The following is a 13,923-nucleotide window of genomic DNA, read 5'->3' as shown; positions in this document are numbered from 1 at the left end:
TATGTGCCTTTCCGTTGTCGGTGCTTCGAGGTAGACTGAGGCATGGACAGGGGGACGATCAGCAGGCGCATCGCGGCACTGCGCGAGGAGTGCGCGGCGCTGGGTCGTGAGCTCGCCGACAGGGGTCGGGGGCTGTCGGCGGAGGATGCGTTCGGGCTCGCGGGTGAGGCGCAGGGGCTCGCGAACGCGGCCGACTCGCTGGTGGCCGTGGCGGGCGCGTGGGGTGCGCGGGTGGAGACGACGCTGCGGGAACCGGGTCCGTGGGAGCGGGTGCACCCGCTCGGGTTCGTCGACGCGATGGCCGCGACGGAGATGTCTCTGGCCTGCGGCCTGACCGAGGGGGTCGCGGGGCGCAAGGCCGCACTCGGTGCGGCCCTGGGTGAGCGGTTCCCGGCGGTCCGCGACCTGCTCGTCTCCGGTGACGTGGCGGCGGTGACCGCGCACAAGGTCGTCGACGCGTGTGCCGGCCTCGACGCCGACGCGTGTGTCCAGGTCGATGCCGAGCTCGCGGGCCGGCTTCCCGCGATGGACCCCGCCCGCGTCACCGGGGAGGCGCGACGCGTCGCGGGACGGGTGGCCGCGGACCAGGTGGCCGCGCACGCCGCGAAGACCCGGCGGGGTCGGTGCGTGGAGACCCGGGCCGGGGTGGACGGGCTGACGGACTGGTTCGCTTCCCTGCCGACCGCGACCTCATCGGCGATGTGGTCCGCGGTCGACTCCCTCGCGGGCGAGTACCGGCAGATCGACGACACCCTCTCGGTGCCGGAGTCCCGCGCTGATGCGCTGGCCGACCTGGTCCTCCGGAACGTGACGGTGTCGGCCCAGGTCACCCTCGGGGTTCCGGTCGTCACCGACCGGCCGCCCGCCACACCCAGGGGTGGGCGGTTCCGGGTCGAGTGGGACGACGACGACACCCTGTTCGACGCGGTCACCGGTGAGGAAGTCCGCTACGGCGACCTCGACCCCGCCTCCCGGGAGGAACTCTCCTGGGTCGAGGAGCCGGCCGAGCTCGACGGCGACATCGCCCGAACCATGGCGGTCGTCTCGCCCGGGTACGCGGTCTCCGGCACCGAGATCCCCGGTCTCGGCTGGGTCGAGCCCGCCACCCTCGCCAACCTCCTGAAGCTCCTACCGATGGAGGTCTCCCGGGCCGTGCTCGAGGCCGACACCGGCACCCTCGCCAGCCTGACCACCAGTGCCTACCGCCCACCCACAGCCATCAGCGACTTCGTCAAGACCCGCGACGGCACCTGCCGCATGTGGGGCTGCACCAGACCCGCCGAACGCTGCGACCTCGACCACGCCAGACCCTGGCCCGACGGCACCACCACGGCGGACAACCTCGAGTCCCTCTGCCGACGACACCACCGCTTCAAGCAGACCCAGCGCTGGCGACCCGCCCTGTCCCCCGACGGCACCACCACCTGGCACGGCCCGAACGGCGCCACCCGCACCACCGAACCCCAGCACCGCGTGCCGGCCTGATCCGGTCGGTCGGCCAGCGGTTCCTGCGTTGACGGCCTGTCAGCCGCCGGGACCGCCGCTCGACATGGGTCCGTTGACGTCCCCGGCGTATCCCTCACCGGTGCGGTTGGTCATATTCATGTCCGGCGGCGGACCGTCACCCCGGCCGAAAGACCCTCGCCTCCGGTCGACGACCACGACGAGGACGATGACGGCGAGGATGACCCCGACGAACCACAGGACGATCTCCATGGCCGACCTCCCGCCCCCGGGCTGGTGACCGGCGGCTCCCCCCGAGTGTCCCGCTGACGGGCCGATACGTCCAGACTCCCGCCGACCAGGACCGCCGGCTCCGGGTCAGGGGCGCTTCCTCTTCGGCAGCTTGGCGACGACGAGGTCGTAGGAGGTGTCGACGGCCTCGAGCAGGACGTCCTCGGGGATGGCGCCGCCGACGACGCGTGCGACGGAGACCGCGGCTTCTTCGACGGCAACCGCGAGGCGTCGTGGACCGCGCTCGTGGGGCCGTGCCTGCAGACAGAACTTCGCCGCTACCGCGCCAACCTGGACACCATCCTGACCGAGGTGGACAGGCTCCGGGCTGGTCGCACCACCACCGTCCTCCTGACCACCCAGTACTCGGACTTCGGCGGACCGCCGGGCAACGTCTGCTGCCCACCGATCGCCACGAAGGTCGCCGCCCAAATCGAGATCGCCTTCAACGCGACCGAGTGGGAGGTGGCGACCGCACACCACGCCTCCTGCGTCGACCTCCTCCGTGCGTTCAACGGTCCCTCCGGCACCGCCTGGCCGGGTGACCTCATCGGCTCGGATGGCACGCACCCCTCCGCGGCGGGGCATCGGAGGATCGCCGCGCTCCTCCAAGCCGCCGGGGTCGCGCCGAGCCGCTAGGACGCGTCGTGCTGGAGGCTCGCCGAGGACCACGTCTCCACGTGGTCGGCGGGCCTGTGGCAGACCGCCACGGTGATGCCCGGGGTCGACGGGAAGCGGCAGATGATGACGGACCTGCGCCGCCCGGACGGCCGACTCCCCGACACCGACGGCTGGTCCGGCGGCGCGGAGTGAGGGACGATGCCCCCGTGGAGGAGATCGCGGTCAGGGCCGAGACCCAGGAGGCGGAGCGCGACGTCATCGTCGTGGTGACCCTGGAGGGCCGGTCCTGGCTGATGAACGTGCGGGCCACCCCGGCGGAGTGGCAGCGCCTCTCGGAGGTGCCCGCCGCCGACTGGCGCCGACGCCGAGCCGTCCGGCTCGGCACGGTCGCCGGGGTCGACGTGTGGTGGCACGTCTCCGACGACACCCTGTACATGACCCTCGGCGAGGACGGACCCGAGTCGGCGGACGTCGGGCTCGTGCTGCCCGTCGGCGTCCTGCGCCGCATCCTGGACGAGGTGGCCGCAGCGCGCGACGAGTCGCCCTGACCACCGGACGCCCCTGGTGCGGGGGCCGGGCAGTGCTCGTCCGGCATGCTGGTGCCCGTGGAAGGTCACCGCACGGCAGTCGTCGACTGGTCGGGCTGGGTCGGTACGGACCGGCACCACCACGTCCGGACCGCGTCGGACGTCGAGACGTTCCTCCGGTTCGTGGGCTCCATGACGGCGCGGGGCGAGGGCTACACCGAGGTGAGTCGCGGCACGGACCCGCACCCGATGCTGGCGCTGTCCGTGGCGTCGGGACGTGCGGTGATCCACCTCTTCCGGTCCCCGGAGGAGTCCGCCGTGCTGCAGGGAGACGGATGCGTCCCGCCGCGAGAGGTCGCCGAGCTCCCGATCGTGGAGGGAAGCAGCGCATTCACCGGCGACGTCATCGTCACCCTCGAGAGGGCCGTGGACGTCCTGACCGCGTTCGCTCGCGGGGCCGCGCCCGAGACGCTGGGTGCCTGGGACGAGCTGTGAGGTGCCGGCTCGCCCGGTTGCTGCTCCTGCAGGAACGACCGACGAGACCCGTGCCCCCACACCGGTCTCGCCGGTGTCCGGCGTCCCGTGCCGACGGTCAGCGTCGCTCCCGCGCCGTGTCGCCGGCGCCCGGACTCACCGGGTGGCCTCGCTCATCTGGCGCAGCTCCTTCTTGAGGTCGCCGATCTCGTCGCGGAGACGGGCCGCGAGCTCGAAGTGCAGGTCGCCGGCCGCCTGGTGCATCTGGGCGGTGAGCTCCTGGATGAGGTTGGCGAGCTCGCTGGCCGGCACGCTCTCGGCCCGCCGCGCCCCGAGCGCCACGTCGGCGGCCGCCGCGCCCCGACCGCCGCGGCCGCCGTCGGACTTGCCGCGGGAGCGCGCGCGCCCGGAGCCGAGCAGCTCCTCGGTGTCGGCGTCCTCGCGCTGGAGCATGTCGGTGATGTCGGCGATCTTCTTGCGCAGCGGCTGCGGGTCGATGCCGTGCTCGCGGTTGTAGGCCATCTGCTTCTCGCGGCGGCGGGTCGTCTCGTCGACCGCCTCGGCCATCGACGGGGTGAGCTTGTCGGCGTACATGTGCACCTGGCCCGACACGTTGCGGGCCGCGCGCCCGATCGTCTGGATGAGGGACCGGCTCGAGCGGAGGAACCCCTCCTTGTCGGCGTCGAGGATCGCGACGAGCGAGACCTCGGGCAGGTCGAGGCCCTCGCGCAGGAGGTTGATGCCGACGAGCACGTCGAACTCCCCGAGCCGCAGCTCGCGGAGCAGCTCGACGCGCCGCAGCGTGTCGATGTCGCTGTGCAGGTACCGGACCCGCACCCCCTTGTCGAGCAGGTAGTCGGTGAGGTCCTCGGCCATCTTCTTCGTGAGCGTCGTGACGAGGATGCGCTCGTTCTTCTCGGTGCGGACCCGGATCTCGTGGAGCAGGTCGTCGATCTGGCCCTTGGTCGGCTTGAGGACCACCTCGGGGTCGACGAGCCCGGTGGGCCGGATGATCTGCTCGACCACGCCGTCGGCCTTGGCCACCTCGTACGACCCGGGGGTCGCCGACAGGTAGACCGTCTGCCCGATCCGCTCGAGGAACTCCTCCCACTTCAGTGGCCGGTTGTCCATCGCCGACGGCAGCCGGAAGCCGTGCTCGACGAGCGTGCGCTTGCGCGACATGTCGCCCTCGTACATGGCCCCGATCTGCGGGACGGTGACGTGCGACTCGTCGATGACGAGGAGGAAGTCCTCGGGGAAGTAGTCGAGGAGGCAGTTCGGTGCCGACCCGGGCGAGCGGCCGTCGATGTGCATCGAGTAGTTCTCGATGCCGGAGCAGGACCCGACCTGGCGCATCATCTCGATGTCGTAGGTGGTGCGCATCCGCAGCCGCTGCGCCTCGAGCAGCTTGCCCTGCTTCTCGAAGAGCGACAGCTGGTCCTCGAGCTCCTTCTCGATGCCGGCGATGGCGCGCTCCATCCGGGCCGGCCCGGCGACGTAGTGGGTGGCCGGGAAGACGTACATCTCGTCCTCCTCGCGCACGACCTCGCCGGTGACCGGGTGCAGCGTGTAGAGCCGCTCGACCTCGTCGCCGAAGAACTCGATGCGCAGCGCGTGCTCCTCGTACACCGGGATGATCTCGACGGTGTCGCCGCGGACCCGGAAGGTGCCGCGGGTGAACGCGAGGTCGTTGCGGGTGTACTGCATCTGCACGAACCGGCGCAGCAGGTCGTCGCGGTTGACCTCGTCGCCCACCCGCAGCGGGACCATCCGCTCGACGTACTCCTGCGGCGTGCCCAGGCCGTAGATGCACGACACGGACGCGACGACGATGACGTCGCGCCGGGTGAGCAGGCTGTTGGTGGCGCTGTGCCGCAGCCGCTCGACCTCGTCGTTGATCGAGGAGTCCTTCTCGATGTAGGTGTCGGTCTGCGGGACGTAGGCCTCGGGCTGGTAGTAGTCGTAGTAGCTGACGAAGTACTCGACGGCGTTGTTCGGCAGCAGCTCGCGGAACTCGTTGGCCAGCTGCGCGGCGAGCGTCTTGTTCGGGGCCATGACGAGGGTGGGGCGCTGCACCTGCTCGACGAGCCAGGCCGTGGTGGCCGACTTGCCCGTGCCGGTGGCGCCGAGGAGGACGACGTCCTGCTCGCCGGCCTTGACGCGCTGCGCCAGCTCGGCGATGGCCTTCGGCTGGTCGCCCGCGGGCTGGAACTCGGAGACGACCTCGAACGGCGCGACGCGGCGCTGGAGCTCGGTGGTGGGGCGCATCCCCCTACGGTAGGCCGCTCCACCGACAGTCCGGGCTCTGGCCGTGCGGCGGCCCCGGTGGGAGCATCGGCCCCATGAGCGCCGAGCGGCCCGAGGGCCTCGACCCCGCCGACTGGGACGACTTCCGCGCCCTGGCGCACCGGGCCCTGGACGATCTCGTCGACCGCCTCGAGCACCGCCGCGACGAACCGGTCTGGCGGCCCCTTCCCCACGAGGTCCGCGCCTCCTTCGACGGCCCGCTCCCCCGCGAGGGCATCGGGGTCGAGGCCGCGTACGCCGAGGTGATGACCCGGGTCGCGCCCTACACGATGGGCAACGACCACGCCCGCTTCTGGGGCTGGTACATGGGCGCCGGCACGCCGGTGGGCAACCTCGCCGACCTCGTCGCCAGCGTCCTCAACCCGAACCTCGGCGGCGGCGACCACGCCCCCGTGCTCGTCGAGCAGCAGGTCGTCCGCTGGTGCGCCGAGGCGGTCGGCTACCCCACGGACGCGAGCGGCCTGCTCGTCAGCGGGGCGTCGGAGGCCAACCTCGTCGGGCTCGCCGTCGCCCGCAGCGCCGTGCTCGGCCCGGGCGTGCGCACCGACGGCCTCGCCGGCACCGGCCGGGTCGCCGTCTACGCCTCCGCCGAGGTGCACAGCTGCCACCGCAAGAGCTGCGAGGTGCTCGGGCTCGGGGAGGCCGCGCTGCGGCTCGTCCCCGTCCGCGACGACTTCACCCTCGACGTCGACGCCCTCGCCGAGGCCGTCGCGGCGGACCGGGCGGCGGGCATCCGCCCCCTCGCCGTCGTCGCCACCGCGGGCACCATCAACACCGGGGCGGTCGACGACCTCGACGCGGTCGCCGACCTGTGCGCCCGCGAGGGGCTCTGGATGCACGTCGACGGCGCCATCGGCGGCTTCCTCGGGCTGAGCGGCCGGGCCGACCTCGTCCGCGGCCTGGCCCGTGCCGACTCCGTCGCCCTCGACCTGCACAAGTGGATGCAGGCGCCGATCGACGTCGGGCTCGTCCTCGTCCGCGACGAGGCCGCGCACCGGGCGACGTTCTCCGTCGTCCCGGCCTACCTCCGCCACGCCACCCGCGGCCTGGCGGCCGGCGACGTCTGGTTCAACGAGTACGGCATCGACCTCACCCGCGGCTTCCGGGCCCTCAGGGTGTGGATGGCCCTGCTCGCCCACGGTGCCGACGCCCACGGCGCGGTGATGGACCGCACGACCGCGCTGGCGCACCGGCTCGCCGACCGGGTCGACGACCACCCGCTCCTGGAGCGGATGGCTCCCGTCGGCTGCGACATCGTCTGCTTCCGGTACCGCCCGGACGGCCTCGACGACGAGCAGCTGGACGCCGTCAACCGCGAGCTCGTGCTCCTCGTCCAGGAGAGCGGCGTCGCGATCGTCACCGAGACGGCCCTGAGCGGCCGGCTCGCGGTGCGGGTCGCGATCGGCAACCACCGCACGAGGGCCGAGGACGTCGACCTGTTCCTCGAGGCGCTCGAGCGGCTCGGCCCGCAGGCCGTCACCACAGCGACCTCCGGCGCGCGCTGACCGGCCGGGTCACCACCAGCCCTGGCGCCGCGCCCAGCGCAGCAGCCAGAGCGAGGTCCCGAGCATCGCCGCGACGACGAGCGTCAGCTCCCACCACCGCGTCGCGTCGTTGACGATCAGGTTCATCCCGAAGACGCCCGACACGGCGGCCACCGGCAGCGTGACCGCGGCGATGACGGCCAGCCGCTCGGCGGCGACGAGCATCCGGGTGTCCGTGCGCGCCCGGTAGAAGTCGGTGACGCCCTGGAGGAACTCGAGCTGGCTGTGCGTGATGCGGGCCAGCCGGTGATACTGGTCGCGCAGGTCGTCGAGCAGCGCGGCGCCACCGTCGTCCCCGCGACCCTCGAGCGTCGCCGCCCGGCCGAGGACCTCCGCGCCCTGGGAGGCCATCGTCCGCACGGTGAGCAGCGTGTGCCGCACCGTGAACAGCTCGTCGAGGAAGTCCTGCGGGCGGTCGTCGTCGGCCCGGGCCATGACCCGCTGCTCGAGGAGGCCGACCTGCTGGGCGAACTCGTTGACGATCCGCTCCTGGGCGTTGGTCAGCGCCGAGACGAGCGAGTACGCGAGCGCCAGGGGTCCGGCGGGGTGCAGCCGCCCGGCCTCGAGCCGCGCCGCGACGTCCTCGGTCTCGCGGAGGAGCTCGCCGAGCCCGACCGACGGGTTCCGCGGCCCGTGGAGGGTCACGAGGAAGCCGGGGGCGACGTAGAGGTCGAGCTCGAGGTAGTGGACGTGCCCCCGCTCCCCCGGGCACGGCCGGTGCAGCGCGAGGTAGAGCACGTCGGCGTAGTGGTGCAGCCGGGCGACGTGGTTGCGGGACAGCCCGTCGGCGGCGGCCGCGGGGTGCACGTCGAGGACGTCGGTGAGCAGGGCGGCGGTGCGCTCGTCGGGCTCGGGGACGTCGACCCAGACCCAGCCGGCGCCGGGGTCCGCGAGGAGGGCGGCCAGGTCGCCGACGTCGTGACGCGCGACGCCACCGTCGGGACCGATGCTGCGGACCGAGGAGACGGCCATGGTCGAACTCTAGCCAGCGGGTGGTCCCCCGGACCGGCCTGCGGCGGCCGGGGTCCACCGCGTGCGCGACGCCCACTCGCGGGCCCGGACGCGGGCCTGCGCGAACCAGGGCTCCTTGGCCTCGGCGTACTGCTCGGTCGTCGCGAGGGACGCGGCCAGCTCGGCCTTGTGCGCCGCGTAGGCGTCCCGCTCACCGGCCTCCGCGCGCAGCCAGTCGCGGAAGAGGAGGGCGAACTCCCAGCCCGGGGACCCGACCTCGCGGACGTGGACGTGCGCGACCCGCCCGGGGTCGGCCGAGCCGTGGAACCGCTTCGGCCACGGGCGGCCGTCGGAGCCCTGGTCGGTGGTCTCGCCCTCGACCCGCGGGAAGCCCGCCGCGGCCATCGCCTCGACGAACGCGGGCTCGTCGGCGTCGGCGAGGCTGCGCACGCCGACCTGGAGGTCCATGACGTCCTTGGCCGGCAGGCCGGGGACCGACGTCGAGCCGACGTGGTCGAGCGTGGCGGCGGCGTCGCCGACGGCGTGCCGGACCCGGGCGAGCAGCCGCTCGGCTCCGGCCGGCCACGCCGGGTCGGGTGGGCTGAGGACCGGGGCCGGCAGCCGGCTGCGGGTCCCCGTGCGCAGGTTGGCGGCGAACGGCTCGAGCCGCGCGGCCCACAGCCGGCGCACCGCCACCTCGAGCGCCTCGCGGGTGCCCTCGTTGTCGAGCCAGACGTCGGCGGCGGCGCGCCGTGCGTCGTCGTCGGCCTGCGCCCCGATGCGGGCCCGGGCGTCCGCCTCGTCCATCCCGCGGTCGGCGACCAGGCGGTGAAGGCGCGTCTCCTCCGTCGCCCCGACGACGAGCACGAGGTGGTACTCCTCCGCCATCGCCTTCTCGACGAGCAGCGGCATGTCGTGGACGAGGACGGCGTCGTCGGGGACCGCGGCGACGAGCTCGGCGGTGCGGGCCCAGATGGCCGGGTGCGTCACCGCCTCGAGGTCGCGCAGGGCGGCGGGGTCGCCGAAGACGAGGCGGCCCAGGGCCGGACGGTCGAGCGAGCCGTCCGCGGCCAGGACGTCCGGGCCGAAGCGCCGGGCGATCTCCGCGAGGGCCGGCGTGCCCGGCTCGACGACCTCGCGCGCCACGGCGTCCGCGTCGACGACGACGGCCCCCAGGGCGGCGAGGGCCCGGGCGACCGTGGACTTGCCGGACCCGATGCCCCCCGTGAGCCCGACGCGCAGCATGCCGACGACCCTAGCCCGTCCCGCGGGTCCCCGGGCCGAGCATGTGACCGGCGGGTAGCCTCCTCGCGTGACGACAGCCCCGACCGTGGCGCCCGAGGGCGGTGCCGGGACCGCCGGTGCGGCCCGGGCTGCCCGCAACCAGGCGCTCGACGGCCTGCGCGGCGTGACCATCGTCCTCGTCGTCCTCGGCCACCTCAGCGCCTTCCTCTGGCCGGAGGAGGGCATCCGCTCGGTCCCCTACCTGCGCGGCCTCGTCGGGGGCGGCGCCGTGCCGGTCTTCTTCCTCGTCAGCGGGTACATCGTCACCTCCGGCCTCCTGCGCGACCTCGACCGCGACAGCCTCGACCCGCTGCGTTTCCTCGTGCGGCGGCTCGTGCGCGTCGGCGCCCAGCTCGTCCCGCTGTGCGCGGCCGTCGCCGTCGTGGCCGCCGTCGACCCCACCGACACCGCCACCCCGGCCACGACGGTCCGCACCCTGACGAACACGCTGACGTACACGAACAACTGGCTCTACGCCCTCAACCCGCTCGGCGCCCGGGGCGACATGGGCCACCTGTGGTTCCTCTCGATCCAGCAGCAGTGGTACGTCGTGCTCCCGCTCCTCCTCCTCGCGCTGGCGGCCCGCCGGCGCCTGCTGACCGTCGTCCTCGTCGGGCTCGCCGCCGCGGCCACCACCTACCGCCTCGTCCGCGTCTCGGACCAGACGTGGTTCGCCCTCGCGGTCGACACCTTCGCCCGGGCCGACGGCCTCCTCCTCGGCGCGGCGCTGGCCGTCGCCCTGCCGTGGCTGCGCCCCCACGGCCGTCGCGCCCCGGTCGTCGGCGCGGTGGCGGCGGTCGCGCTCGTCGGCCTGCTCATGCTCAACCCCGAGCTCGGCCCGCTCGCGTTCCTCGAGGGGTGGAGCGTCGCGTTCGTCCTCGTCGCGCTCGCCCTCGTGGCGGCGGTCGTGCTCCACGAGCGGCCGAGCACCGTGACCCGTGGGCTGTCGGCCCCGTGGCTGGCCTGGCTCGGGCGCGCCTCCCTCGTCATCTACGTCTGGCACTACCCGGTGATCTTCTTCGTCGGCCGGCACGCGTCCACGTCATCGTGGCTGACCCAGACCGTCGTCGTCCTCGTCGTCGTCGCCGGGGTGACCGTGGCCTCCCACCGTTGGGTCGAGGAGCCGGTGCGCCGCTGGCTCGCCACCCACCTGCGACCCGTGCGGCGCCACGAGCCGCTGCCCGCCGCCCCGGGTGTCGCCCCGTGACCACCGCCACCCGGGCCGCCGCCACGACGCTGCACTCGGTCGCACACCGGTCCCGCCCCGTCGACGGGCTGCGGGGCCTGTCCATCGCGCTCGTGGTCCTTTACCACGCGACCGTCGTCTGGCCGCTCGACGAGCGCCCGCCGCTCGGGTCGTTCGGGTTCGTCCTCGCCGGGGGCAACGTCGCGGTCAGCACGTTCTTCGTCATCAGCGGCTACCTCGTCACCGAGCGGCTGCTCGCGAGCACCGACCGCCGCCGGTTCCTCGGGCCGCTCCTCTACCTCGAGCAGCGCACGGTGCGCATCGCCCTGCAGGTGTACGTCCTGCTCGTGGCGGTGTTCCTCACCTGGCGCCTCGACCCCACCGACACCGCGAGCGAGCGGGCCACCGTCCGCTCGCTCGTCGCGGTCGCGACCTTCTCGTTCAACACCTTCGTCCGCGACGACCCCCTCGGCGCCCGCTCGGACGTCGGCCCGCTCTACTTCCTGAGCATCGACGTGCAGTACTTCGCCGTCGCGACCGTGCTCGTCGTGCTGCTCGCGCGGTGGCGCCGCATCCTGCTCGCCATCGCCGCCGTCGGCTTCGTCGTCGTCTGCTGGTGGCGCTGGCAGGTGTACCTCGACGAGGGGTGGTACCGCGCCGCCCTCACCGCCGTGTGCCGCGTCGACGGCCTCGTCGCCGGGTCCGGGGCCGCCCTGCTCCTCCACGGCCGGCCGACCCCGGCCTGGGTGCGCCGCAACGCCACCGCGCTGGCCGGCGGCGGCTTCGCGCTGCTGCTCGCGACGCTCGTGAGCACCGCCTTCGTCGGCATCGACGGGTACTTCGGCTGGCAGGGCGTCACCGCGACCGTCGCGGCGACCCTCACCGTCGTCGGGCTGGCCAACGGAGCGGACGCCCGCAGCCTCACCCCGGTCGTGCTCTCGTGGCGGCCGCTCACCGTCCTCGGGCAGGCGTCGCTGACGGTGTTCCTCTGGCACATGCCGATCTACCAGTTCGTCCGGCGGCACACGACCGGCTGGGAGACGGTGCCGCGCCTCCTCGCGACGGTCATCCTCCTCGTCGTGGTGGTCGTCGCGGTGCACCGGCTCGTCGTGCCGGTCGTCGAGGGCGGGGTGCGACGGCTGTTCCGGAGGTTCTCGCGCTCACCCGTCCGCGAGCCGGGCGGGGAAGCCGCCGGTCGCGACGGGTGACCAGCGCGTCGGGGTGATCCGCAGCAGCGACTTGCCCTGGTCGACCATCGCCTGCCGGTACTCGTCCCAGTCCGGGTGCTCCCCCGAGATGTTCCGGAAGTACTCGACGAAGGGCTCGACGTCGTCGACCGCGTCGACGACCTCGGCGTCGCCGTCGACCTGCACCCACGCGCCCCCGAAGTCGTCGGAGAGGACGAGCACGCTGCACCGCGGGTCGCGGCGCGCGTTGCGGACCTTGGCCCGCTCGGGGTAGCTCGTGACGACGATGCGCCCCGCGTCGTCGACCCCGCCGGTGACCGGCGAGGCCTGCGGGCGACCGTCCGAGCCGCGCGTGGTCAGCAGGACCATCTGGTGGCGTGGGCGGACGAACTCGAGCAGCGCGTCGAGGTCGACGGAGGTGTTCGTGGCGACGGATCGTGGCATGGGTCCCACCCTGCCACGCCGGGGCACGCACGAGGCCCGGCCCCCGCGGGGGGACCGGGCCTCGTGGCGAACCGTGCGTCGCGGACGACGCGACGGCTCAGTTGCCGGTGAGCTTCTCGCGCAGCGCGGCGAGGGCCTCGTCGGAGGCGAGGGTGCCCTCGCTCGCCGGCGCGGCCGGACGCGCCGAGGAGCTCTCGGTGTCGGCGCTGTCCGAGCTGTACGACGTGGTCGCGGCCTCGCCGGCGGCCTCGGCGTCGGCCTTGATGGCCGCCTCGACCTGGGCGCGGTGCGCCTCCCAGCGCGAGTGCGCCTCGGCGTACTGCTTCTCCCAGGCCTCGCGCTGGGTCTCGAAGCCCTCGAGCCACTCGTTGGTCTCCGGGTCGAAGCCCTCCGGGTACTTGTAGTTCCCGGCCTCGTCGTACTCGGCGGCCATGCCGTAGAGCGTCGGGTCGAACTCGACCTGGTTGGCGCCGTCCTCGTTCGCCTGCTTGAGCGAGAGCGAGATGCGGCGACGCTCGAGGTCGATGTCGATGACCTTGACGAAGATCTCCTGGCCGACCTGGACGACCTGCTCGGGCAGCTCGACGTGGCGCTCGGCGAGCTCGGAGATGTGGACCAGGCCCTCGATGCCGTCGTCGACGCGCACGAACGCACCGAACGGGACGAGCTTGGTGACCTTGCCCGGGACGACCTGGCCGATCGCGTGGGTCCGGGCGAAGTGCTGCCACGGGTCCTCCTGCGTCGCCTTGAGCGACAGGGAGACACGCTCGCGGTCCATGTCGACGTCGAGCACCTCGACGGTGACCTCGTCGCCGACCTCGACGACCTCGGACGGGTGGTCGATGTGCTTCCAGGACAGCTCGGAGACGTGGACGAGGCCGTCGACCCCGCCGAGGTCGACGAACGCACCGAAGTTGACGATCGAGGACACGACACCCGTGCGGACCTGGCCCTTGCCGAGCTCCTTGAGGAAGGTCGTGCGGACCTCGGACTGCGTCTGCTCGAGCCACGCACGTCGCGACAGGACCACGTTGTTGCGGTTCTTGTCGAGCTCGATGATCTTGGCCTCGATCTCCTTGCCGACGTAGGGCTGGAGGTCGCGGACGCGACGCATCTCGACGAGGGAGGCCGGGAGGAAGCCGCGCAGGCCGATGTCGAGGATGAGGCCGCCCTTGACGACCTCGATGACGGTGCCGGTGACGACGCCGTCCTCCTCCTTGATCTTCTCGATCGTGCCCCAGGCGCGCTCGTACTGGGCGCGCTTCTTGGACAGGATCAGGCGACCCTCCTTGTCCTCCTTCTGGAGGACCAGGGCCTCGACCTCGTCGCCGACGGCGACGACCTCGTTGGGGTCGACGTCGTGCTTGATCGACAGCTCGCGCGAGGGGATGACGCCCTCGGTCTTGTAGCCGATGTCGAGCAGGACCTCGTCCCGGTCGACCTTGACGATGCGACCCTCGACGATGTCGCCGTCGTTGAAGTGCTTGATCGTCGCGTCGATCGCGGCGAGAAGGTCTTCCTCAGAGCCGATGTCGTTGATGGCGACCTGAGGGGCGGTCGTGTCGACCGTGCTGGCAGTCATGTAGTAGGAACTCCGATGTGGACAGATGGAATCGATGGGAAGGTACGAGCGCAGGCGTGACCCGCAGAGGTCACACGTGTGC

13 protein-coding genes are annotated in these 13,923 nt (G+C 73.0%); 7 read left to right on the top strand and 6 right to left on the bottom strand.

Features of this window, described 5'->3' with window-relative positions; all coding sequences use genetic code 11:
- Positions 1–42 precede the first annotated feature (42 nt).
- Positions 43–1,485: an HNH endonuclease signature motif containing protein gene (locus tag JQN70_RS03820; protein WP_204129998.1), complete on the top strand. Its 1,443-nt coding sequence runs from the start codon at positions 43–45 to the stop codon at positions 1,483–1,485.
- Positions 1,486–1,524: 39 nt separating this feature from the next.
- On the opposite strand, the gene JQN70_RS03815 is transcribed toward JQN70_RS03820, so the two are convergent.
- Positions 1,525–1,716: a hypothetical protein gene (locus tag JQN70_RS03815; protein ID WP_204129997.1), complete on the bottom strand. Its 192-nt coding sequence runs from the start codon at positions 1,714–1,716 to the stop codon at positions 1,525–1,527.
- 330 nt (positions 1,717–2,046) lie between these two features.
- Here JQN70_RS03815 and JQN70_RS03810 point away from each other — a divergent pair, with 330 nt between their 5' ends.
- The 3 genes from JQN70_RS03810 to JQN70_RS03800 all read left to right on the top strand — a co-directional run bounded on the left by JQN70_RS03810 (position 2,047) and on the right by JQN70_RS03800 (position 3,377).
- On the top strand, positions 2,047–2,373 hold the full coding sequence (locus JQN70_RS03810) for an SGNH/GDSL hydrolase family protein (RefSeq protein ID WP_204129996.1): 327 nt from the start codon (positions 2,047–2,049) through the stop codon (positions 2,371–2,373).
- Positions 2,374–2,561: 188 nt separating this feature from the next.
- Positions 2,562–2,903, top strand: coding sequence for a hypothetical protein (locus JQN70_RS03805; protein WP_204129995.1), 342 nt, complete (start codon positions 2,562–2,564; stop codon positions 2,901–2,903).
- A 57-nt stretch (positions 2,904–2,960) separates the two neighbouring features.
- The gene (locus JQN70_RS03800) at positions 2,961–3,377 is read left to right on the top strand and encodes a hypothetical protein (protein ID WP_204129994.1); all 417 of its coding nucleotides are present in this window, start codon (positions 2,961–2,963) and stop codon (positions 3,375–3,377) included.
- Between the two features lie 135 nt (positions 3,378–3,512).
- On the opposite strand, the gene uvrB is transcribed toward JQN70_RS03800, so the two are convergent.
- Positions 3,513–5,624 carry an excinuclease ABC subunit UvrB gene (uvrB, locus tag JQN70_RS03795; protein ID WP_204129993.1) on the bottom strand — a complete coding sequence of 704 codons (2,112 nt, stop codon included), beginning with the start codon at positions 5,622–5,624 and terminating at the stop codon, positions 3,513–3,515.
- Positions 5,625–5,698: 74 nt separating this feature from the next.
- Between uvrB and JQN70_RS03790 the strand changes: the two genes are divergently transcribed.
- The gene (locus JQN70_RS03790) at positions 5,699–7,168 is read left to right on the top strand and encodes a pyridoxal phosphate-dependent decarboxylase family protein (protein WP_204129992.1); all 1,470 of its coding nucleotides are present in this window, start codon (positions 5,699–5,701) and stop codon (positions 7,166–7,168) included.
- Positions 7,169–7,177: 9 nt separating this feature from the next.
- On the opposite strand, the gene JQN70_RS03785 is transcribed toward JQN70_RS03790, so the two are convergent.
- Positions 7,178–8,179 (bottom strand): magnesium transporter CorA family protein, encoded by a 1,002-nt coding sequence (locus JQN70_RS03785; protein WP_204129991.1) that lies wholly within the window; start codon positions 8,177–8,179, stop codon positions 7,178–7,180.
- Positions 8,180–8,188: 9 nt separating this feature from the next.
- Entirely contained in the window at positions 8,189–9,403 is a 1,215-nt protein-coding gene (gene coaE / locus JQN70_RS03780; RefSeq protein WP_204129990.1) for a dephospho-CoA kinase, read from the bottom strand.
- Positions 9,404–9,470: 67 nt separating this feature from the next.
- Between coaE and JQN70_RS03775 the strand changes: the two genes are divergently transcribed.
- A complete protein-coding gene (locus tag JQN70_RS03775; protein ID WP_204129989.1) occupies positions 9,471–10,649 on the top strand; it encodes an acyltransferase family protein in 1,179 nt (392 codons plus the stop codon).
- Entirely contained in the window at positions 10,646–11,836 is a 1,191-nt protein-coding gene (locus tag JQN70_RS03770; RefSeq protein ID WP_204129988.1) for an acyltransferase family protein, read from the top strand. Before JQN70_RS03775 ends, JQN70_RS03770 begins: the two co-directional genes overlap by 4 nt.
- Here JQN70_RS03770 and JQN70_RS03765 read toward each other — a convergent pair.
- Together JQN70_RS03765 and rpsA are read right to left on the bottom strand one after the other, a co-directional pair.
- Positions 11,789–12,259, bottom strand: a complete 471-nt coding sequence (locus JQN70_RS03765; RefSeq protein ID WP_204129987.1) for a PPOX class F420-dependent oxidoreductase — start codon at positions 12,257–12,259, stop codon at positions 11,789–11,791. The two genes, JQN70_RS03770 and JQN70_RS03765, sit on opposite strands and share 48 nt — an antisense overlap.
- Positions 12,260–12,356: 97 nt before the next feature.
- A complete protein-coding gene (rpsA, locus tag JQN70_RS03760) occupies positions 12,357–13,841 on the bottom strand; it encodes a 30S ribosomal protein S1 (RefSeq protein ID WP_204129986.1) in 1,485 nt (494 codons plus the stop codon).
- Positions 13,842–13,923: the final 82 nt, after the last annotated feature.

It is taken from the genome of Phycicoccus sonneratiae (genome assembly GCF_016887965.1).
Classification (GTDB): domain Bacteria; phylum Actinomycetota; class Actinomycetes; order Actinomycetales; family Dermatophilaceae; genus Phycicoccus; species Phycicoccus sonneratiae.
The sequence above is the reverse complement of the archived record's forward strand: the minus strand, read 5'-3'. Positions and strand labels throughout refer to the sequence as shown.

What these genes read in the sequence shown, in the direction of transcription:
- rpsA (WP_204129986.1), bottom strand. Translation starts at nt 13,841, where the DNA reads ATGACTGCCAGCACGGTCGACACGACCGCCCCTCAGGTCGCCATCAAC.
- JQN70_RS03785 (WP_204129991.1), bottom strand. Translation starts at nt 8,179, where the DNA reads ATGGCCGTCTCCTCGGTCCGCAGCATCGGTCCCGACGGTGGCGTCGCG.
- uvrB (WP_204129993.1), bottom strand. Translation starts at nt 5,624, where the DNA reads ATGCGCCCCACCACCGAGCTCCAGCGCCGCGTCGCGCCGTTCGAGGTC.
- JQN70_RS03820 (WP_204129998.1), top strand. Translation starts at nt 43, where the DNA reads ATGGACAGGGGGACGATCAGCAGGCGCATCGCGGCACTGCGCGAGGAG.
- JQN70_RS03790 (WP_204129992.1), top strand. Translation starts at nt 5,699, where the DNA reads ATGAGCGCCGAGCGGCCCGAGGGCCTCGACCCCGCCGACTGGGACGAC.
- JQN70_RS03765 (WP_204129987.1), bottom strand. Translation starts at nt 12,259, where the DNA reads ATGCCACGATCCGTCGCCACGAACACCTCCGTCGACCTCGACGCGCTG.
- coaE (WP_204129990.1), bottom strand. Translation starts at nt 9,403, where the DNA reads ATGCTGCGCGTCGGGCTCACGGGGGGCATCGGGTCCGGCAAGTCCACG.
- JQN70_RS03815 (WP_204129997.1), bottom strand. Translation starts at nt 1,716, where the DNA reads ATGGAGATCGTCCTGTGGTTCGTCGGGGTCATCCTCGCCGTCATCGTC.